The organism is Mycobacteriales bacterium, assembly GCA_035995165.1.
GTDB lineage: Bacteria > Actinomycetota > Actinomycetes > Mycobacteriales > CADCTP01 > CADCTP01.
On the sequence record DASYKU010000019.1, the window covers coordinates 64,924 to 84,812 of the forward strand.

19 protein-coding genes and 1 pseudogene are annotated in these 19,889 nt (G+C 70.9%); 12 read left to right on the plus strand and 8 right to left on the minus strand.

The window, feature by feature from the left end; all coding sequences use genetic code 11:
- Window positions 1-22: 22 nt before the first annotated feature.
- A pseudogene (locus VGP36_03270) lies at window positions 23-298 on the plus strand (PTS glucose transporter subunit IIA).
- A 14-nt stretch (window positions 299-312) separates the two neighbouring features.
- Here VGP36_03270 and VGP36_03275 read toward each other — a convergent pair.
- Window positions 313-1,650 (minus strand): PTS transporter subunit EIIC, encoded by a 1,338-nt coding sequence (locus VGP36_03275; protein ID HEV7653745.1) that lies wholly within the window; start codon window positions 1,648-1,650, stop codon window positions 313-315.
- Between the two features lie 109 nt (window positions 1,651-1,759).
- On the opposite strand from VGP36_03275, the gene VGP36_03280 reads away from it, so the two are divergent.
- Together VGP36_03280 and VGP36_03285 are read left to right on the plus strand one after the other, a co-directional pair.
- Window positions 1,760-2,728 (plus strand): serine hydrolase domain-containing protein, encoded by a 969-nt coding sequence (locus VGP36_03280; protein ID HEV7653746.1) that lies wholly within the window; start codon window positions 1,760-1,762, stop codon window positions 2,726-2,728.
- A gap of 4 nt (window positions 2,729-2,732) precedes the next feature.
- Window positions 2,733-3,497, plus strand: a complete 765-nt coding sequence (locus VGP36_03285) for an endonuclease/exonuclease/phosphatase family protein (protein ID HEV7653747.1) — start codon at window positions 2,733-2,735, stop codon at window positions 3,495-3,497.
- Here the strand turns inward: VGP36_03285 and VGP36_03290 are convergent.
- Together VGP36_03290 and VGP36_03295 are read right to left on the minus strand one after the other, a co-directional pair.
- Entirely contained in the window at window positions 3,494-5,566 is a 2,073-nt protein-coding gene (locus tag VGP36_03290) for a phospholipase C, phosphocholine-specific (protein HEV7653748.1), read from the minus strand. The two genes, VGP36_03285 and VGP36_03290, sit on opposite strands and share 4 nt — an antisense overlap.
- Window positions 5,567-5,674: 108 nt before the next feature.
- Window positions 5,675-6,496: an endonuclease/exonuclease/phosphatase family protein gene (locus VGP36_03295; protein HEV7653749.1), complete on the minus strand. Its 822-nt coding sequence runs from the start codon at window positions 6,494-6,496 to the stop codon at window positions 5,675-5,677.
- A gap of 114 nt (window positions 6,497-6,610) precedes the next feature.
- Here VGP36_03295 and VGP36_03300 point away from each other — a divergent pair, with 114 nt between their 5' ends.
- From VGP36_03300 to VGP36_03310, 3 genes are all read left to right on the plus strand, one after another.
- Complete coding sequence (locus VGP36_03300) at window positions 6,611-6,862, plus strand: DUF4242 domain-containing protein (GenBank protein HEV7653750.1); 252 nt, start codon at window positions 6,611-6,613, stop codon at window positions 6,860-6,862.
- Window positions 6,859-7,449: a hypothetical protein gene (locus VGP36_03305; protein ID HEV7653751.1), complete on the plus strand. Its 591-nt coding sequence runs from the start codon at window positions 6,859-6,861 to the stop codon at window positions 7,447-7,449. Before VGP36_03300 ends, VGP36_03305 begins: the two co-directional genes overlap by 4 nt.
- Window positions 7,450-8,009: 560 nt before the next feature.
- Window positions 8,010-8,570, plus strand: coding sequence for a sigma-70 family RNA polymerase sigma factor (locus VGP36_03310; protein ID HEV7653752.1), 561 nt, complete (start codon window positions 8,010-8,012; stop codon window positions 8,568-8,570).
- Window positions 8,571-8,655: 85 nt separating this feature from the next.
- Here VGP36_03310 and VGP36_03315 read toward each other — a convergent pair whose 3' ends face one another.
- Window positions 8,656-11,235, minus strand: a complete 2,580-nt coding sequence (locus VGP36_03315) for an AAA family ATPase (protein ID HEV7653753.1) — start codon at window positions 11,233-11,235, stop codon at window positions 8,656-8,658.
- A gap of 156 nt (window positions 11,236-11,391) precedes the next feature.
- On the opposite strand from VGP36_03315, the gene VGP36_03320 reads away from it, so the two are divergent.
- Both VGP36_03320 and VGP36_03325 read left to right on the plus strand, forming a co-directional pair.
- Window positions 11,392-12,174: a hypothetical protein gene (locus tag VGP36_03320; GenBank protein ID HEV7653754.1), complete on the plus strand. Its 783-nt coding sequence runs from the start codon at window positions 11,392-11,394 to the stop codon at window positions 12,172-12,174.
- 39 nt (window positions 12,175-12,213) lie between these two features.
- Window positions 12,214-13,686 carry a TIGR03560 family F420-dependent LLM class oxidoreductase gene (locus VGP36_03325; protein ID HEV7653755.1) on the plus strand — a complete coding sequence of 491 codons (1,473 nt, stop codon included), beginning with the start codon at window positions 12,214-12,216 and terminating at the stop codon, window positions 13,684-13,686.
- Window positions 13,687-14,246: 560 nt separating this feature from the next.
- On the opposite strand, the gene VGP36_03330 is transcribed toward VGP36_03325, so the two are convergent.
- A complete protein-coding gene (locus VGP36_03330) occupies window positions 14,247-14,594 on the minus strand; it encodes a Fic family protein (GenBank protein ID HEV7653756.1) in 348 nt (115 codons plus the stop codon).
- A 439-nt stretch (window positions 14,595-15,033) separates the two neighbouring features.
- Window positions 15,034-15,783 (minus strand): hypothetical protein, encoded by a 750-nt coding sequence (locus VGP36_03335; protein ID HEV7653757.1) that lies wholly within the window; start codon window positions 15,781-15,783, stop codon window positions 15,034-15,036.
- Between the two features lie 912 nt (window positions 15,784-16,695).
- Here VGP36_03335 and VGP36_03340 point away from each other — a divergent pair.
- Window positions 16,696-16,890 (plus strand): hypothetical protein, encoded by a 195-nt coding sequence (locus tag VGP36_03340; protein HEV7653758.1) that lies wholly within the window; start codon window positions 16,696-16,698, stop codon window positions 16,888-16,890.
- A gap of 69 nt (window positions 16,891-16,959) precedes the next feature.
- Window positions 16,960-17,364 carry a hypothetical protein gene (locus VGP36_03345; protein HEV7653759.1) on the plus strand — a complete coding sequence of 135 codons (405 nt, stop codon included), beginning with the start codon at window positions 16,960-16,962 and terminating at the stop codon, window positions 17,362-17,364.
- 162 nt (window positions 17,365-17,526) lie between these two features.
- On the opposite strand, the gene VGP36_03350 is transcribed toward VGP36_03345, so the two are convergent.
- Entirely contained in the window at window positions 17,527-18,540 is a 1,014-nt protein-coding gene (locus VGP36_03350) for an SEC-C metal-binding domain-containing protein (GenBank protein HEV7653760.1), read from the minus strand.
- Between the two features lie 97 nt (window positions 18,541-18,637).
- On the opposite strand from VGP36_03350, the gene VGP36_03355 reads away from it, so the two are divergent.
- Both VGP36_03355 and VGP36_03360 read left to right on the plus strand, forming a co-directional pair.
- Window positions 18,638-18,871, plus strand: a complete 234-nt coding sequence (locus VGP36_03355; GenBank protein HEV7653761.1) for a hypothetical protein — start codon at window positions 18,638-18,640, stop codon at window positions 18,869-18,871.
- Window positions 18,861-19,172: a type II toxin-antitoxin system PemK/MazF family toxin gene (locus VGP36_03360; protein ID HEV7653762.1), complete on the plus strand. Its 312-nt coding sequence runs from the start codon at window positions 18,861-18,863 to the stop codon at window positions 19,170-19,172. Before VGP36_03355 ends, VGP36_03360 begins: the two co-directional genes overlap by 11 nt.
- Window positions 19,173-19,639: 467 nt before the next feature.
- Here the strand turns inward: VGP36_03360 and VGP36_03365 are convergent.
- A partial coding sequence (locus tag VGP36_03365) for a hypothetical protein (GenBank protein HEV7653763.1) occupies window positions 19,640-19,889 on the minus strand: 250 nt, incomplete at its 5' end.

Genomic DNA, 19,889 nt, shown 5'->3' on the forward strand with positions numbered 1-19,889 from the left:
CACCGCGCCGGTCGGCGGCCGGGTGCTGCCGCTGACCGAGGTCCCGGACCCGGTCTTCGCCGAGGCGATGGTCGGTCCCGGGCTGGCGGTGCTGCCCGCGCTCGAGCCGGGCGTCGCGACCGCGCCGGTGGCCGGCCAGGTCTCGATGCTGCACCCGCACGCGTACGTCGTGGTCGCCGGGGACAGAGGGGTGCTGGTCCACCTGGGTATCGACACGGTCCGGCTCGGCGGTGCCGGCTTCGAGATGCTGGTCGAGGTCGGCGCCACCGTCGTGAGTGGACAGCCGATGGTCCGGTGGGACCCGGCGGCGGTTCAGGCGGGCGGTCTGTCCCCGGTATGCCCGGTGGTCGCGCTGGACGCGACCGCCGGTTCACTGTCCGCGCTCGCGTCCGGGCCCATCTCGGCCGGCAGCAGACTGTTCTCCTGGGACTGAGCCTCCGGGTCGGGCTCCCGGCCCGGAGTCATGAGGTTGAACCTGCGGATCAGGAAGCGGAACAGGAAGTAGTAGACGACCGCGTACACGACGCCGATCGGCAGGATCAGCAACGGGTTGTGGGTGTTGGACTTCCCGAAGTTCAGCAGGTAGTCGATCAGCCCGGCCGAGAAGCCGAACCCGATCTTGACGTTCAGCAGCGCGGCGAGCGCCATCGAGACGCCGGTGAGCAGGGCATGCACCGCGAACAACGCCGGTGCGACGAACAGGAACGAGAACTCGATCGGCTCGGTCACGCCGGTCACCAGCGAGGTGACGGCGGCGGCGATCATGATGCCGCCGATGACCTTGCGGCGCTCCGGCCGGGCCTCGTGCACCATGGCCAGCGCCGCGGCCGGCAGCCCGAACATCATCACCGGGAAGAACCCGGCCATGAACGTGCCGGTGCCGTCCTGGCCGGCGAAGTAACAGGTGAGGTCGCCGTGCTGGACCTGGCCGGCCGCGTTCGTGCAGTCGCCGATGGAGAACCAGACCAGCGAGTTCACGACGTGGTGCAGGCCGAAGGGCAGCAGGCCCCGGTTGACGACGCCGTAGATGCCGGCCCCGGCGGCGCCGTTGTCGGCGGTCCAGGTGCCGAGCGGGGTGAGCACGTGGTCGCCGACCCAGGGCCAGACGATCCGGAACACCACGCCGATGAGCAGTCCGGCCACCGCCATCAGGATCGGCACGAACCGGCGGCCGCCGAAGAACGCCAGCCAGGGCACCAGCTTCACCCGGTGGAACCGCTGCCAGAGGATCGCCGCGGTCAGCCCGATCGTGATGCCGCCGAGCACGCCCGGCACGGCCGAGGTGTCCAGGTCCTTGGTCAGCGACGTGTAGACGCCGTTGAACGTGAGGTAGCCGACCACCGCGGCCAGCGCGGTCGAACCGTCGGCCCGGCGCGCGTAGCCGATCGCGACGCCGAGCGCGAACAGCAGCGGCAGGTTGTCGAACACCGCCCCGCCGGCCGCGGCCATCGCGGCGGCCACGTTGTGCAGCCAGTGCAGCCCGCCGTACTGGGCCAGGCCGTCGTCGCCGAGCATGTCGGCCTGGCCGAGCCGGAGCAGGATCGCCGCCGCGGGCAGCACGGCGATCGGCATCATCAGGCTGCGGCCGATCCGTTGCAGGACCGCGAACGCGCTGCTGGTCCTGGACACGGTGACAGCGGTGCTGGCCATGAGACCCTCCAGCTGACTGGTACGTACCGGTCCGGACCAAAGTGACGTACGAGCCGCGCTCGTGTCAACGGCGGGTAATCCGCTGGCGTCGGTGTGGGACGTTCATGCCATGGGGGACCTGGACGCACTGGACCTGTCCGGTATCGCGCTCGTGACCGGCCCGGACGGGGTCGAGCTCAGCCGCTGCTTCGGCGCGGCCGACCGCGCGGCCGGGACCCCGAACACGCCCACCACCCGGTTCGGGATCGCGTCGGTGACCAAGATGTTCACCGCGGCGACGGTGCTGCGGCTCGGCGTCGACCCGGCCGCGCCGGTGGCCTCGCTGCTGCCGCCGTCCCGCCGGCCCTCGACCCTGCGGCCGGACGTGACCGTGCACCACCTGCTCACCCACACCTCGCACATCGCCGACTACGCCGAGGAGGAGGGCCCCGACCCGGTCGAGTACGAGACGCTCTGGGTCGACCGGCCCTGCTACCGGATGGAGCGGCCGGCCGACTTCCTGCCGCTGTTCGGCGACCGCCCGCCGTACGGGCCGCCGGGCGGGGAGTTCCACTACTCCAACGCCGGCTACATCCTGCTCGGCCTGATCGCCGAGGAGGTCTCCGGTCTGTCCTTTGTGGACTGCGTTACGCAGCAGGTCTTCCAGCCGGCCGGCATGACCGCGACCGGGTTCTTCCGGCTGGACGAGCCGACGCCGGACGTGGCCGTCGGCTACCTGCCCTCCGGCCGGTCCAACGTGTACTCGATCCCGGTGGTCGGCGGCGCCGACGGCGGCACCCTGGCCACCGCGGCCGACCTGGACCGGTTCCTGCGGGCCGTCGAGGACGGCTCCCTGCTGGGCGAGCGCCGGGACCTGATGCTCACGCCGTACGTGGAGGTCGACGCCGGGCTCCACTACGGCTACGGCTGTTTCCTCTACGGCGACGGGCGGTTCGGCCACGGCGGCGGCGATCCCGGCGTGCACGCGCTCATCCAGCACATCCCCGCCCGGGACACCACCGTCATCGTCCTGCTCAACAACGAAGGCGAGGTCACCGCCGCCCGCGACCTCCTGGTGGAGGCAGTGCTGTCCGGCTGAGGGCATGATCATGCGTGTGCGGGTGATGACCTGGAACGTGTGGTGGCGGTTCGGGCCGCGGTGGCAGGCCCGGCAGCCGGGCATCCTGCGGACGCTGCGGGAGGCCGACGCGGACGCGGTCGCGCTGCAGGAGGTCTGGGGTACGGCCGAGACCACGCAGCCCGACGAGCTCGCCGCGCAGCTCGGGATGCACGCCGGGTTCGCGGCGCCGTCGTACCCGCCGGAGACCGACGTGCCGCGGGCCGACGACGCCGCGCTCGGCATCGGGATCCTCAGCCGCTGGCCGATCCTGGCGCTGCGGCCCGAGCCGATGCCGGCCCGGCACCGGGCGTTCGACCCGGTCGCGCTGGTCGCGACGCTGGACGCGCCGCAGGGTGCGCTGCACGTGATCGTGGCCTGCCTGGAGTACGACCCGGCGTACAACGACGACCGGCTCGCACAAGCAGGACGGATCGCCGAGCTGGCCACGGATCCGGCCCTGGACGGGGCGTGTCCGGTCGTCGTGGCCGGCGATCTCAACGCACCGGCCGACAGCCGGGTGCTGCGGCCGCTCACCGACGTGCTCACCGACGCCTGGACGGCGGGCGGTGGTGATCCGGCGACCACCACCGCCCCGCCGGACGCCGGACCGGAGCTGAAGGACCGGCGCATCGACCACGTGCTCTATCGCCCGGGTCGCTTCGCCCAGCAGGTCACCGTGGCGGGAGCCACCCGGGCCGACGGCCCTTCCGACCACCGCGCGATCGTCGTCGACCTCGGCTGGAGCTAGACCAGGCCGCCCATCTTGGGGTCGGTGATGGTCTCCTCGCCGGTCTCGACGTGGCCGGCGTAGCGGCGCTCGAAGTGCGGATCGCCGTGCAGGGAGACGGTCAGGTCGTACCAGCCGCGGCTGCGGGCCAGCTCCCAGCGTTCGGTGACGGTCACGCCCGGGCCGATCGGCCGGGTCCGCAGCCGGGTGCCGTAACCGTCCTTTATGGACACCTGGGCCCGGCGCCGGCCGGGATTGCGCAGCCGCAGCAGGATCGCCGGCTCGTGCTCGTCGTACGTGGCCCGCACGTCGAGCTCGTCGGTCGCGTCGCCGCCGGTGATGCCCCGGAAGAAGCCGTTCGGGCCGTGTACGGCGAGGTCGTAGCCCCCGTTCGCGTCGAAGGTGTCGCTCACGCGCCTGCCCCTCTCGACCGTGTACGAGCGCGGGTCGGCGCCGACCGGCCGGATCTGGAACACCCCGGTCGCCCGGCCGCTGCTGGCCAGCTCGACCCGGACCGTCCCGCCGGTGGCCCGCGCGTCGGCGAACAGCGTGTACGGGATGGCCCGGGCCGGCTTGACCCCGCGCTCCTGGGTCGGCAGCTGCTGGTCGGCCGGCGGCACCGGCACCTGGTCCGGCTGCCGGGTGAGGTCCTCGGGCCGGAAGTCGTCGGTGTCCGGCAGCCGCGGCGGCCGGCTCCGGTTCGGGTTGCGGAAGTCGAAGGCGGTGCTGAGGTCGCCGGTGACGGCCCGCCGCCACGGGGTGATGTTGTCCTCCCGCGGCCCGAACCGCCGCTCCAGGAACTTGATCAGCGACGTGTGGTCGAACAGCTCCGAGTTCACCCAGCCGCCGCGGGTCCAGGGCGAGACCACGATCATCGGCACCCGCATCCCCAGCCCGTACGGGCCGGCGGGCAGGTCGGGCTGCCCCGGGAAGATCTCGTTCGTGACCGGCACGGTGGAGATGCCCTGGGCCCGGGAGGCCGGCGGCGTCGGCGGGACCAGGTGGTCGAAGAAGCCGCCCTCCTCGTCGTAGGTGACGAACAGGACCGTCCTGCCGAAGACGTCCGGGTGGGAGGCGAGGATGTCGATGACCTGGGAGGCGTACCAGGCGCCGAAGTCCGGCTCCCAGTTCGGGTGCTCGGTGTACGCCTCGGGCGCCACGATCCAGGACACCTGCGGGAGCCGGCCGTGCTCGACGTCGGCCCGGAAGTCCGCGAGCAGCGCCTCCGGGGACCGGCCCTGGTCGACGACGTGGGTGCCGACCCGGGCCCGGTCGAACAGCGGGTCGCCCGGCTGCGCGTTCTGGTACTGGTGGAAGTAGAGCAGCGACGTGTCGCCGAAATTGCCGATGAACGGGTCCTGGGTGAAGCCCCAGACGCCGGCGGCGTCCAGCCCGAGCCCGGCGTCCTGGTAGATCCGCCAGGAGATCCCCTTGCGCTGCAGCCGTTCCGGGTACGTCGACCAGTCGTAGCCGAGCTCGGCGTTGGTGACGACCGGGCCGCCGTTGGTCCCGTCGTTGCCGACCCAGCCGGTCCACATGTGGTAGCGGTTCGGGTCGGTCGGGCCGAGCAGCGAGCAGTGGTAGTTGTCGCAGACCGTGAACGCGTCGGCCAGCGCGTACTGGAACGGGATGTCGTCCCGGCGGTGGTACGTCATCGTCTGCACGCCCTTGTTGGGCGGGAAGTTGTCGTGCTTGCCGCCGTCCCAGGCCGCGTGCGTGTCGGCCCAGCCGTGCGGCGGGTCGGGCAGGAACATCTTGCCGACGTCCGGCACGTCCGGCCGGTACGGCAGCAGCTCGCCGGTGCCGTCCACGCCCGGCTGGTGCCAGACGGTCTTGCCGTTCGGCAGGATCGCCGGGTGCGGGTCGTTGAACCCGCGTACGCCGCGCAGGGTGCCGAAGTAGTGGTCGAACGCGCGGTTCTCCTGCATCAGGAAGACGACGTGCTCGACGTCCTCGATCGAGCCGCTCTTGGAGTGCGCCGGCACGGCCAGCGCCTTGCCCAGGGTCTTGTTCAGGTCGAGAGGGAGCGCGGCGCCCACCGCGGGCACCCCCGCGAGCTTCAGGAACGTACGGCGGTCGACGTTGACCATTTCTCGGTCCTCCTCGCAGGCCTGCCCGGATCCGGACATCGGACGCTAGACGCAGCGTCTGGACGCCGGATTACCACAGGACGAGCGGCCCGCGATACCTGCGCGACGTCACGACCTCGCGACCGGGACCGGCGTCAGCGTTGCCGTCGCCCACAGCGGGGTGTGGTCGGAGTGCGGGGCGTTGGTCGGGACGGCGCCGAGCGCGGTGAAGTCGCCGCGGGAGAGGAAGACGTAGTCGATCTTGCGGGTCGGGTGCCGGTAGCCGGCCGCGGTCCCGCAGTGCGCGGCCGAGCACCCGCTGGTGAACGCGTCGGCCGGCGCGCCGGCCTCGTCGAAGCGGTCGTACAGGGGGCGCATCGCCGGGTTCGCCGGGAGGGCGTTGAAGTCGCCGCCGACGATCACCGGACCGGCGATCCCGCTCGCGTGCCGGGCGACGGCGGCGACCTGGCTCGGCGTGTTCTTCGGGTCGGTGTCGAGGTGGGTCACGCAGCCGACCAGCGGCTCCCCGTCGAGCGACGACCGGACGCAGGCCAGCGCCCGCGGCTCCATCTCGGTCGGGTTCGGCAGCGCCCAGACCCCGACGAGGCTCACGTCCGCGCTGCGGACCAGCACCGCGACGCCGTAGTCGGTGCCGTCCCAGCACCGGTCCCGGATCGTCGTCGCGAAGTACCCCCGGTACGACAGGTCGGCGGTCAGCTTGTCGTACTGGCTGCGGCAGGCCTCGTCCAGCGTCACGAAGAACGGCTGCTGGGGGTGCTGGCGGATCTCCTTCTCCAGGTCGTTCACCACCGCGAAGTGGGTCCCGCAGGCGTCGCCGCACATGTTGAACTGCAATACGGCCAGCTCACCGGGGCCGGTGCCGGCCGCGGCCGGTGCCCAGAGCAGGGCGTACGCGACCGCGACGATCAGGAGGAGCCGGACGACGCGCACCCGCCCAAGATAGGCAGTCGCGGACCCGAACTGGGTACTCGCTCCCGATCTGCCGACCTGTCGTTCTTCCTACGTTCGTGGAGCAACGGAAATCCACGATCCGAGGAGCATGCAGTGCCGCTGTACATGGACGTACACACGATCGAGGGCGGGGTGAGGGCGGCCGACGTCGAGCAGGCGCACCTGGCCGACCTGGCCGAGCAGGGCAAGCACGACGTGCGCTACCTGCGCTACTGGGTGGACGAGCCCAACGGCAAGGTGTTCTGCCTGGTCGAGGCCCCGTCCGCGGACGCCGCCGGCTCGGTGCACAAGGAGGCCCACGGCCTCGTCGCCGACGCCGTCTTCCAGGTCCAGGAGGGGGTGTGAGGACCGCGCTGCGGTTCGGTCGCGTCCTGGCCGGGCTGGCCGGGGTGACCGCACTGGGTCTCGGGCTCATGGCGGGCTCGCCCGCCGCCGCCGCTCCCGCCCATCAGCACCCCGTCGCAACCGCCCGTCCCAGTGCGGGGCAGCTCGCCGCGATGAAGGCCGCGACCACCCGCTTCCACAACATCGCGACCGCCGAGGACGCGTCGTACGGCCTGCTGCACGACCAGGCCGGGATCACCTGCATCGCGATGCCGGGCGAGGGCGGCATGGGCGTGCACTTCGTCAACGGCGACCTGGTCGGGACCCCGACGGTGGACCTCCGCCACCCCGAGGCCCTGGTCTACGCGCCGGACCGGGACGGCACGCTGCGGCTGGCCGCGCTGGAGTTCATCGTGGACAAGGCGGCCTGGGACGCTCATCACCGGGCCCGGCCGCAGCTGTTCCGCAACGCGCCGTTCGACCTGACCACCGCCCCGAACCGGTACGGGCTGGCGCCGTTCTACTCCCAGCACGTCTGGCTCTACCAGCCCAACCCCGCGGGCACGCTGACCATGTGGAACCCCCGGGTCCACTGCCCGTCCTCCTGAGAACCCGCCGGCCCGGCTCGGGGTGCACCCGGGCCGGCGGGCCTCGCCCTCGCTAGAGGGAGTCGACGTACGCGGCCACCCGCGCCTCGATCGCCTGCGACGAGCTGGAGTCCGCCGGACGGCTCGGCGATGACGACCACTCTTCGTGATCTGAGGCCACGGAAAGTAGCGGATCGCGTGGCGCAACGTCGCCCGGTCGCGGAGACCGGTGAGCAGGCAAGAGGTGGGCACCCGGCGCCGGCATCTGGGCAGTTCTGCCGACGCCCTGCCGCCGCGCCGTTTCTAGCGTCGGGACATGGACTTCACGATCTCCGCCCTCGCCGCCGAACGGGTCGCCGACCTCCGCCGGGACGCGCCGCCGCCACGACCCGAGCACGGGCCCTCCCGTCGGACCCCGCTGCTGCGCCGCCTCATCCACGGCGGAGCTCGGCTTCGCCCGGCCCACGGGCGGCTCCGGCCGGCTCTGTCAGCGGGGGAACAGTCCGGGCGTGCCGGGACGGACAGAGTTCCGGGGCCCGCGGTGTGAGCGTGAGCACATCACCCGGACCTGAGGAGTCCTCATGCTCGACCAGACCGCTCCGGGCGACCTGCTGGTCGCCGCCCGCGCCGGCGACCGGCGGGCCTGGGACGAGCTGGTGAGCCGGCACACGGGCCTGCTCTGGTCGGTCACCCGGTCGTTCCGACTCTCCCGGACCGCGGCCGAGGACGTCGTCCAGACCGTCTGGCTGCGACTGCTCGAACGCGGCGGCACGATCCGGGACCCGGCCGCGGTGACGGCCTGGCTGGCCACCACGACCCGCCGCGAGTGCCTGGCCGTGCTCCGGCGAAGCGGCGACACCCTCGGCGAGGACGCGATGCCGGAGCCCGTCGACCGCCGCAGTCCCGAGGACGAGAGCCTGCGGATGGCCCGGGACCGCACGCTCTGGACGGCGTTCGCCCGGCTCCCGGAGCGCGACGCCCTCCTGCTGCGGCTGCTGACCGACGGCCTGCGCTACCGCGAGGTCGCGGCCGTGCTGGGCGTACCGCTGGGCAGCATCGGCCCCACCCGGGCCCGCGCGCTCGACCGGCTGCGGGCCGAGCTCGGCCGCGTCGCCCTCCGCGACCTCGCCGACGCGATCTGAGCGCCGGCACGATCTGACCGTCGGCGCGATCTGAGCGCCGGCGCGATCTGACCGTCGGCGCGATCTGACCGTCGGCGCGTCGGCTTCAGCGCAGGCCGAGGCGGGTGGCTTCGGAGACGGCCCGGCCGCGGCTGTCGACCCCGAGCTTGCGCAGGATCGCGGCGACGTGGTGGTGCACGGTCCGTTCGGACAGGAACAGCCGCGCCGCGATGTCCGCGTTCGAGGCGCCGGATCCCAGTAGTTCCAGCACTTCCAGCTCCCGCGCGGTCAGCCCGGCCGGGTTGGCCCGGGTCCCCGGCAGCGGGCCGCGCGGCACGCCGCGGGCGCCGCGCTCCCGCAGCCGGCGGGTCACGATCGCCGCGGCCGGACGGGCGCCGAGCCGCTGGAACTCGGCCAGCGCCGTACGCAGGTCGGCCTCGTCGGCGGAGCCGACGAGCGCGAGCGCGGCGTCGTACGGACAGCCCAGCACGGCCCACCGCTCGGCCGCACCGCGGACGTCCCCGGCGAGCTGCAAGCCGTACGGCCCGGCCGCCCCGTCCGCCCACGGGTCTCCTCCGGCGAGCCGGCGGAGCCAGGCGAGCTCGCCCACCACCCAGCCGGCGTCCCGCTCGGCGGCGACCTCCAGCGCCCGCTCGCTCTCCGGCCCGACGTCCCCCGGCCGCCCGGCCAACCAGGCCGCCTCGGCCCGCGCCGCCGCCACCGGCGCCAGGTACTGCAGCTCATGCTGTCCGGACAGCAACCCGGCCGCATCGGCCAGCAACGGCTGCGCCCCCGGCGAACCCCGGCGCGCGTGCGCCAGCCCGAGCGTGGTCGAGGCGAGGATCTCCAGCAGCGGCACCGACCGCGCCGCCGCGAGCACCGCCCCCGCCCCGGCGGCGGCCGCGTCCCACCGGCCCAGGTCGAGGTCGGCCCGGGCCCGGTGGGCCAGCAGGTAGAGCCGCCAGCTCTCCAGCCCCAGCTCCTCGCAGCGCGCGATTCCCTGTTCCAGCAGGGGAAGCAGGTCGTACGCGCGGGTCCGGTTGGCCGCCCACCCCAGGTGGATGTACGCCCGCCCGATGTGCTCCTCGAGCCCCGCCGCCTCGGCCACCGCGAGGCTGCGCTCCAGCGACTCCCGGCCCTCGGGCCGGCCGGCCAGCAGCTCGATCGTGCCGAGGTTGTTCAGGCTGTGCGCGACGACCGGCGTCTCCCCCAGCTGCTCGGCCAGGTCGAGCGCCCGCTTGCCCCAGTCGACGGTCTCGTCGTGCCATTCGTCGTTGAGCGCCATCGAGCTGATGTTGCTGTACGACAGGGCCAGTTCGGGCCCGGGCGGCAGGCTCTCCAGCAGCCGGACGGCCTCGTCGTCGACCTGCGCGGCCTCCTCGCTGCGGGCCGCGCACCACAGCCGCCGGGACAACATGGCCAGCGCGACCGCGGTGTTGCGCGGGTCCCCGATCCCCCGCCGCAGTTCGACGGCCCGTTGCAGCAACTCGATCGCGGTGCCCATCTGATCGGTCAGGTAGCACTCGAACGAGCCGGCTTCCAGCAGGGCGGCGCGGTCGTCCGGCGGGAGGGAGTCGGCGTACCGCAGCGCCCGCGCGTACTGCTCGGCCGCCTCCCGGTGCGCTCCCGTCGCCGCCGCCTGCCGGGCCGCCGCCGGCGCGTACTCCAGCACGGCCATCCGGTCCCGGGCCGCATCGGCATGGTGCGCGAGCCGAGCCGCGTCCGCGTGGTGCGCGAGCCGGGCCTGATCCCGGTCGACCAGCGCGGTCAGCGCCCGCCGGTGCAGCTCGCGCCGGCGGTGCGGACCCAGCGACTCCTCGACCGCGCGGCGCGCCAGCTCGTGGCGGAACGCGACGCCGTTCGGCACCGACCGCAGGATCCCCGCAGCCAGCGCCGCGTCCGGACCGCCGGCGCCGAGAGCATCGAGCAGCTCCAGCTCCGCGTACGGCACCGCGACCGAGACGGCGTCCAGCACGTCCGCGGCCCCCGGCCCGAGCCGCGCGATCCGCGCCAGCACGGCCTCCCGCACGGTCGCCGGGATGTGCTCGCCGCCGGCCGCGACCACCTCGGTCACGAAGAACGCGTTGCCGCCGGTGATCCGGTACAGCTCGGCCGCGTCCAGTCCGCCGGCCAACTGCTCTATCCCCTTGTAGGACAGCGCTTCTGTGGTGAGCCGTGAGCCCCGCACCTCGCCGAGGAGTGTCCGAAGTGGATGGTGCCGGTCGAGCTCGTCGTCCCGGTGGCTCAGCACCAGCAGCAGGGGGATCGACTCGATCCGCCGCCCCAGCAGGCTCAGCACGTCCAGCGTCGCCTCGTCGGCCCAGTGCAGGTCCTCGCACACCAGCACGGCGCCGTTTTGGGAGCGGGCCTCGTCCGCGATCGCCGCCGCCACCTCGTACGGCTTCGCGCCCTCGGTCAGCAGTCGGGCCAGCTCACCGCCGGCCTGCGCGGCGATGTCGGCGAACGGCCCCAGCGGCCGCGGGGTGAACAACGGATCGCAGGCGCCCCAGAGCGTCCGGCCGTCCGCGAACGTCCGCAGCAGCGCGGTCTTCCCGCTGCCGGCCTCCCCCGCGACCACGACGAGACACCCGCGCCGGTCCTCGATGACCTGCTGCCGCGCCGCCGCCAGCGCGCGCAGCTGCGGCCCGCGCTCCACCAGCGCAGGCTCCCCCGGGATGCCGACCATCCCCCCACCCTGACACCCCCACCGCACCCGGTCCAGCGGCCGGCCCGGCCACGTACCGCGAGGTCCTCGTCCCCGGGGTGCCGAAAAGAGGACAGCTCCAGGACGTTCCCGGAAACCTCGCTCAACTGCACCCCGTCAGCCGTACGGTCCAGGCTCATGTCGGAAGCATCAGACCTGACCCCGGCGGCAGGCCGGGCCCGGAGCGCCGTCACCGCCGGCCTCGCGAAGTCCCGGCTGCTGGCGACGGGTGTCCGCGAGTCGATCCGGACGGTGTCGCCACCGACTGCGCCGCTGATCGACGAGTGGCAGGTCGGCCTCGGCCATCTCGTCCGCCGGATCCCGCAGGTGCCGGACCGGCTGAGCCGCCTGGTGTCCCCGCTGGACCGGCTCGCCGAGGTCAGCCTCGGGCCCGACCACCTGGCGTTCGACGGCGAGCGGGTGTCCTGGACGGACGTGACCGAGGTCCGGCTCGGCCCGGTGACCGACGTCCTGTCGGCCGCCGCGGTCGACAAGGAACTCGCACGGATCACCTCCAAGCTCCCGCCGGTGCCGGGCCGGAAGTGGGTCTCCACCCAGGTTGCGGAGCTCGTCCTCGGTCTCGTCGCCGCCGTCACCGAGTCCGCGCTGGACCGGGCGTCCGGAGCTGATCCGGCGCTGGTCCCGTTGGGAGTCTCGGCCCGCGGCCGCTTCGGCCGCCGCCGGGACATGACCCCGGGCCTGTTCGCCGTGCTGCTGTGCGCAGCCGTACCGGGGGTGACGACAGCGATCTGCAGCACCGCGACCGAGCACGGCGCGACCATCGAGATCCCGCCCCCGTCCGGTGCCGCCCTGCGTGCGGACCAGATCCGAACCAGGACACAGGCCCTCAGGGGCTTCGTCGAGGCCAAGCTCGCCCAGCCCCCGGCAGAGCTCCCACCCGCGCAGCCGGACGACGAATAGCCATCCACTGACGGGGCCGGTGACGGCACACTGACCCGCGTGCCCGACGCGCTGAACCTGCCGTCCCCGTGCGTCGTCGTGCTGGTCGGCCCGGGCGCGTCCGGGAAGTCGACCTGGGCGGCGGCCCATTTCGCGCCGGACGTGATCGTCTCCAGCGACCGCCTGCGCGCGCTCGTCGGCACCGGCGAGAACGACATCGCGGCGAGTACGGACGCGTTCGACCTGCTGGAGGAGGTCGTCCGGCGCCGGCTGGCCCGGCGGCTGACCACGGTGATCGACACGCTCGCCCTCGATCCCCGGCGCCGGCTGGCCTGGCTGGCGCAGGCCCGCGCGCACGACCTGCCCTGCGTCGCGGTCGCCTTCGACACTCCGGCCGCGGAGTGCCGTTCGCGCAACCGCGGCCGGGCCAAGCGGATCCCGGCCGACGTCCTGACCGGACAGCTGCGCACCTGGCGGGCGACCCGCGCCCTGCTCCCGGCCGAGGGCTGGGACGACGTGCTATCGCCCCAACCCGTCCGCGTCGTTCCGCCGGCGTTCGTGGACGCGGTCTCCGCTCCTGCCAGCCCTCCGGAGACCGGCCTCCGCTTCGGTCTGCACCTGGGCTCGTACACCTTCGACGGCGGTACCGCGGCGACCCGTGACCGCCTCACCGAGATCGCGACCGCCGCCGAGGAGGCCGGCTTCGACGCGATCTACGTGATGGACCACTTCCGTCAGATCCCGCAGGTCGGCCGGGCCTGGGACGACTTCCTGGAGAGCTACACGACGCTCGGATACCTGGCCGCCTGCACGCAACGGGTGCGCATCGGCGCGCTGGTCACCGGTGTGACCTACCGGAACGTCGGCCACCTGGCCAAGATCATCGCCACCCTCGACGTCCTCAGCGGCGGCCGAGCAGTCTGCGGCCTCGGCCTGGCCTGGTTCAAACAGGAGCACGACGCGTACGGCTGGGACTTCCCGTCCGTCCCTTCCCGCTACGCCCTGCTGGAAGACACCCTGCAGGCTCTGCCGTTGCTCTGGGGCCCAGGCCATCCGTCCTTCTCAGGACGCGTCCTCTCGCTCCCCGACACAAGCTGCTACCCGCGCCCGCTGCACGACGTCCCGATCATCGTCGGCGGCAACGGAGAACGCCACACCCTCCGCCTGGCCGCCCAGTACGCCACCGCAGCCAACGTCATGGGCGACGCCGCAACAGTCGCCCGCAAACGCGCCGTCCTCTCCGCCCACTGCACCGAGCTCGGCCGCGACCCGGCTTCCGTCGCGCTCACCCACCTCTCGACCACCCTCATCGCGCCCGACGACCGCTCGCTGACCGCCGCGATCGACCGCGCCCGCCCCCGCGACCCGGCCCGCTACGCCGCCTCGGTCAACGCCGGCACCATCCCCGACCACATATCCCGCTTCCGCCACCTCGCCAACTCCGGCGCCCGCGAAGTAATGATCCGCCTGCCCGACCTCACCGACCCTTCTCCATTGGCGACGGCCGCAAAAGTCATCGCCGCCTTCCGCTGACGGGCTCGCACCTGATCGGGACTTGCCAATAGTTGGACAGTAGCGAGACGGAAGTCATTCTCTTGACTGCCCTCGGACCGCGCCGTTCGCTACAGAAAGGCAGGAATCCGATGAACGCCTTTCACGATCACCCGGACGCAACGCCAGCGCAGCAGCAGGACGATTCGGCACGCCGCATCGTCGCACCCACCAAACCGACAATCAACTGACGACGCGCGGCACCAGCGCCGCGGATCCAGACACGCCGAACAGGCGCGAGACGCTGGATGTGGTGAGAACGGGATGTTCTTGCAGAGTCTCAAGAATGCGAGAGGTAGCCGAACCGGATCGCGGCGTCTCCCGAAGATTCTGCTCTCGACGCTTCGTAGCCACGGCTCGTTCCCATCCCGCTCGGAGGTCATGAAGACTCGTAGCGAAGGACTCCGCCTGCGTCACTGCAATACTGACCGCGTTCAGGAAGACACGAAGCCACTCGGAAATTGCGCGTTCGCTGTCAGGTCCGACAACTGGTCCCGCATAACGGTAAGCCGTCAACCCTTCGACGTACTCTCGGGATCGGGTCAGTAGAACCGGACTGACAGGTAAGACGGCAATGCGTAAGACCTCGCCGAACCAGAACTGTATGTAATGAGTGCTCGTCCGACTCTACCGTTCCCGTCCTTGAATGGATGCACCGTCTCGAACTGGGCGTGAACGATACCGGCCTGGATCAGCGGAGCGTGGACTCCCCCGTTCATGTACTCCACCAGATCACCCATGAGGGCGTCCATGAGCGAAGGCTGGGGCGGCACAAAGTCGGCCGTCAAGGGATGGTAGTCAGAGCCACTGATCCAGTTTTGCACGTCGCGGATTCCCAGCAGTTCAGGCTCGTCCGACAGGAGGGTTCTCTGTAGCTCCCTCCAGCCCACGAGCTCCCGGGCGATCGCCGAGTCGCCGAGTCGCGTTTTCGACTTGCCAACTCAGGTCTGAGACGTCCGACGCGAGCGCCAGCGGGCGGTTCATCAGCAGGTCGGGCCGGTATGTGGAGTACTCGCCACCCGCCCTGTCATCACGAGCCGGCGCGTTCGGACTGGGAGTCAGTAGCTTGTCTGCCAGTCCGCCATGCCGCCTCCCGCAGGGCTTCGCCCCAACCTTGGCCATTGAGACCTTCAAGCAAGTTTAGGTCCCTAACCTTGCGATCGCGGCCGTGATTCGCCAGGAAGTTCGGGATCCTTCCCTCAGACGACGACCGCCATGGCGCGGACGCGTAGCACGCTGGCCATGATCTCCGACGTGCGTCGCGGGCCCGAGAAGCCGCCCATCGTCATCGCTGGGCCTGGTCCGAGCGGGCTGGCAGGAGCAGGGACGTCAAGTCCGCTGCCGCAGCGCGGCGCGGGCCAACTGAATCCCAGCCACCGTCGCCGGCGCCGGCGAGCCACCCTGGTCCTCCTCCGCGAGCACCCCGAGTCGACGCAGAGCCGTCCAGGTGTCCCGGGCCGCGTCGAAGGACTGCCACTGGTCCAAGGGAGCACCGGTGCCGCCGACCCGCCAGCCCAACGACGCCATCCCCGTGCGCAGCAACCGGTTGACCTTCGCCGAATTCAATGGCGTACCCGAGGCGACGGCGACCAGGAGCAGCACCCCGGCGTCCGCGGCGGCCTCAGTGCGAGCGTCGGGAAGGCGGTCGGCGACGTGCCACCACAAGCCGACCGGGTCTGCGCGCAGACCGGACCCGACCTTCGTCGACAACAGCACGCCACGATGCTTGCGAACCAGGCCGAACCGTCGCGCCGACTCCCGCAACTCCAGCACGGGCCTCGTGTGGTACTCCCGATTCGCCGCGCCGAACCACCTCTCCCGCCGGCCCAAGGCATCCATCGCCTCGGTCACGACCGCCGGCGGCAGATGACCCGCCGAGGTCAGCCGCACTCCGTCAGCACCGAGTCGATCCAACAGCCAGGCGTACGGACGCACCACGGCAGCCGCCTCCGACACCTCGACCGCGACCGGCCGATCAAGCGCCGCCCGAGCCACGAACCCGCGGAACCGGACGGCATCCTCGCCGGACAGGCGATCGAGCACGTCGACCAGATGCTCCGACAACAGGTCGGGGGACATACGGACATTGTCGACCGTGCCGCCTGAGCTGACGCTCGCGCCCCGACGGTGCCACGTGACTACCGACCTCGCGGGCGCTTCCGGTACAGGTCCGGGGCACCAGCCACTCATTCTGCCCTACAACTGAGACCCAAAATGAATGGTTCGCCATTTCGGCAACCCGGCGGGCCAAACATCGAGGTCAGGGTGGAGCCGCCTCGGAGAATCGAAATCCGGACCTATTCATTACGAGCCAGCCGACCGCACGTTCGTGAACGACCTCCGACGTACGAGATCCGCTGCTCAGCGACCGACCGCGGACCTCGGAGTACACCGGTTGACAACTACGAACTGAGACCAGACTGAGACCACCGCAATGGCTCAAGCTGCCTTCCGGAGCGTCGGGTCCACCAGACGACCGCAGCGAAGCGGTCGCCGCCAACGGAGGTACCGAAAGACCTGCGTCGAACTCTTCCGACGCCGATCGACCCCCGCCGCCACGTGGCGGCCGCGGGTTCCGGAAAGTCCTGCCGAGCGGGTCCACGGCGAGCGACCGGTTAGCCAGACGACGCCTGCACTTCAATGACCAGGGCCCCGCAGACCTGCCCCGGTGACCCTCGGCGCTGGTCGGTCGACCTCTCGACAACGGATCTTCGGCGGTACTTGTCAAAGACTGGACAATAAGAGAAGACCTCGGTGAATTCCTGCGGCGCCCGGGTCATGCGTGCAGGATGATGTACGTCGTCCCTCCGGGGTTGGTTTCCTGATCTAGGCACCGCTCATTCTGGTCATGCACCTGAACACACCCGCGCGGCCTATACCGCCGGCCTACACTTGGGAGACACCATGGGATGGTTTATCGTCATACTTCTGGTGGTTTATCTAGGAGTAATGAGATATTTCGCCCGGCGATACTTCGCTCTCCGACACGGAGTGTCGCTCGAGCGCGGCGAGACGGGCGTTCTGTCCGCGAGCATGATCGGCGCGACCTGGCCGGTGATGATGTTCGTGCCGTCGGTTCGTGAACCGGTGATGTGCGGGCATCACCGGCACGTGCTCCGGCATGCACAGCTGGTGGAGGAGATTCGCGCGGCCGACGAGATTCGCCGACAGCGCCGGGCGTCCTGACCGTCGCAGCGGGCCGGCCGACCAGCGACCAGACGTTGACTGGCTCACCCAACCGATCGGATGGTCCGAATGGCGCTCTTCAGTAATCGCCGAGCCGAACGGCAGGCTCAGGAGCAGCGTGCCGCCGCCGCCCTCAACAGGCTCGAGGAAGCGCAGTCCGCCTTCACGCGCGAGTTCAAACGCTGGATCGAGCGAATCAGTCAAGCCTATGTGGACCATGGCACCAGCGGACTCACCGAAGAGATCCTCGAACGGGCCGGTCGGCTCTCCCGCATTGACGCCTCCGGACTCGAACGCACCCAACTAATCTATATACAGGGCTTCCTGGGTTCCTACACGGGCGCCTCGATCCGACGGCATCGGGCGACGAGCGTCGTCGCTGCCGCCCGATCACGGGACCCTGATCTTGGGGTCGATCACGCCAACTCCTACTGGGACAACGTCGAGCTGTACGTCGGATCCCTGCTCGCATAGAACTGCGGCACCGGCGACGGCACGAATCTCTTCTCCTGAACCCTTTTAAGGGCTCTTCGGATTTCAGCGTGGTGACAGGGTAACGCGCCGGTAGGCGGCCACTCAGGGAGCCGGCGAATATTAATGACTTCCCAGAGGCCATGGTGATAGACACCGGCTTCCTCAGGTCGGCCACTGTCCGAGATGACCGGCCGACTCGTCCGGTCCCAGCTGTTGCCGGGATTCCTGGTTCGGTCGTCCGCAGCATTTCTTGTACTTGGCGGCCGAACCGCACCAGCAGGGCGCGTTGCGGGCTGGTGGCCAGGCGATGGCGCCGCCTTCGGCGAGGATTTCCACCATGTATTCATGGCGGGTTCTTCCTTCGGTGGGGTCTCCGCCGGTGCGGTCGACGAACTCGTTGAGGCCGGCAACAGTCAGTGGGACCATCGTGATCCGCGGCGTCCCGGCAGCGGAGAGGGCACGGTTGTCTGCCTCGCGGTCGCGGGCGATGGCATCGCTGTCCGTGTGCTGAACGAGCTGTGGCCACGATTGATGCGCGCGGGCAATCTCGTCCCGAGGCCAGAACAGGATTCGCACCTCGCGTGGTGCACGCGACCTGTCGCCCGGGGGCGAGTATGTCTCCCCGGACAATTCGATGTCGGTGAACGAGACGCCCACAGGATCGGTCGTAGCGGACCCCATCTCGCGGACGGAGTCGTCCAGGTCGTCTGGCGGCTGTCCCAGCCTGCGGCGAACCCGCCGACGGCCGGCAAGTAGCGCATTGGCGTAGGACAGCCCCTGGTGGCGGGTGGTCATCTCTTCGGCGCTAAGCCGGGAGACCGCGGCGGAGAACCAGGTGAGTGCCTGATCAAGTTCGCCACGGTGCTCCAGCAACTCAGCGCCCATGTGCCAGGGCATCGGCGACGAGGGCCGAGACGCCCGAAGCGCCCCCAACTGGGCGCGCGCCTCCTCGTCGCGGCCGATGTCGAACAACACATCGGCTAAGGCGACCCGGGCGTTGCCGCCGTCCTCCCCGCCCAGGGCGACGGCCTCGGTCAGCAATGCGATAGCCCGCTGCGAGTGTCCGGCTCGATGCCAGGCATCGCCAGCTTCGAGGAGGATCTCGCCGCGCTCGTCGGGATACTCCTCGAGGTCGGACTCCAGCTGCCGGGCGAACTCGGCGTGCCTATCGGCCACGGTCGGCACTGTAGTAGTCCCGAACCGCGGGAGCCCTTCGTGTCCGATACGCGCCGCCCGACTGGCCGTGTCTTACGATCTGTGCGACGCCCTGACCGTGGCCGACACGATCACATTCCGCCCAGACGAGGACGCGGCTCGGGCGCTAGCTATCTTGACCCGCGATGGCACATCGGTTTCGACCGCCGTGCGGGCGGCGTTGATCGACGCCGCCCGTGGCCGCGCGAGGACGACGCTACGCGACGAAGCCGAGGCTCTGGCAGCCGACGATCAGGACCGGGCCGAGGCCGCGCAAGTACTTCGCGACATGGAGACTCTACGTGCATGGTGAGGTCTACCGTCTCAACACTCCACGTGGCGCCGGTGGTCACGAGCGGGCCGGGTCCCGATTTGCAGTCGTCGTCCAGTCTGATCAGTTGCCCTTGTCGACCTTGCTCGTAGCTCCGACGTCCACTTCCGCGCGTGCAGCTACCTTCCGACCCGAGGTCGAGATCGCCGGACGGTCCACCCTGGTCCTCGCGGAACAGACCGCAGCGGTCGACCCCACGCGGCTCGGTACCAGCGCAGGACACCTCAGCGTCGATGAGCTACGACGCGTGGAAGCCGCGTTGCGGCTCGTCCTGGAACTCTGACCACATGGTTCGACCCAGGAGACTTGGAGGTTCTGGAGTTCGGTCGTTCCGTCATGGACCAGCACCGCGTGCCCCCACAGTTCGTCTGCGGCCATGCACCGGACCCGCATTGAACTCCGGCCGCCTACTCACTCCTTGGTGAACGGGCCGACAACTGAGACCAAAAATGAACGGACCAACGGATCTCGCCACGACCAGTACGGACCCGCAGGTCAGGGTGGAACCGCCTCGGAGAATCGAACTCCGGACCTGTTCATTACGAGCCGTCGGCCCCAACGTCCTGGGCGTCCTCCGACGTACGAACCGCTGGTCAGCAGCCCACCCGGATCTCGGCGTACACCGGCTGACGACCAACAACTGAGACCAGAACTGAGACCACCCAGATGATCTTGGGCCTCCGCTCCCATCCGACACGGCACTTGCGCATCGCCGCCGCGGGGCGGCGCTCGGTGATCCGCCCGGCGTCGTCAGCGGCTGAGGCCGGTGCCGACCGCGGCAAGGAGGGCCGAGGCATCCGTCGGGGTGGTGGCCGCCGGTCGGTCCCGGAGCAGGTTCCGCAGGTCGGCCCCTCGGTCGGGCAGGACCGCGCCGGGCGCCTGCCTGACCCGGGTTCCGGCCGCGCAGACCAGGTCGACCGTCCGCTCCAGCTGCAGCGCGACGGGCAGCCAGGCCGCCGCGGTGCGGCCGGGATCCGGCTCCGCCAGGTCCCGCTCGAGC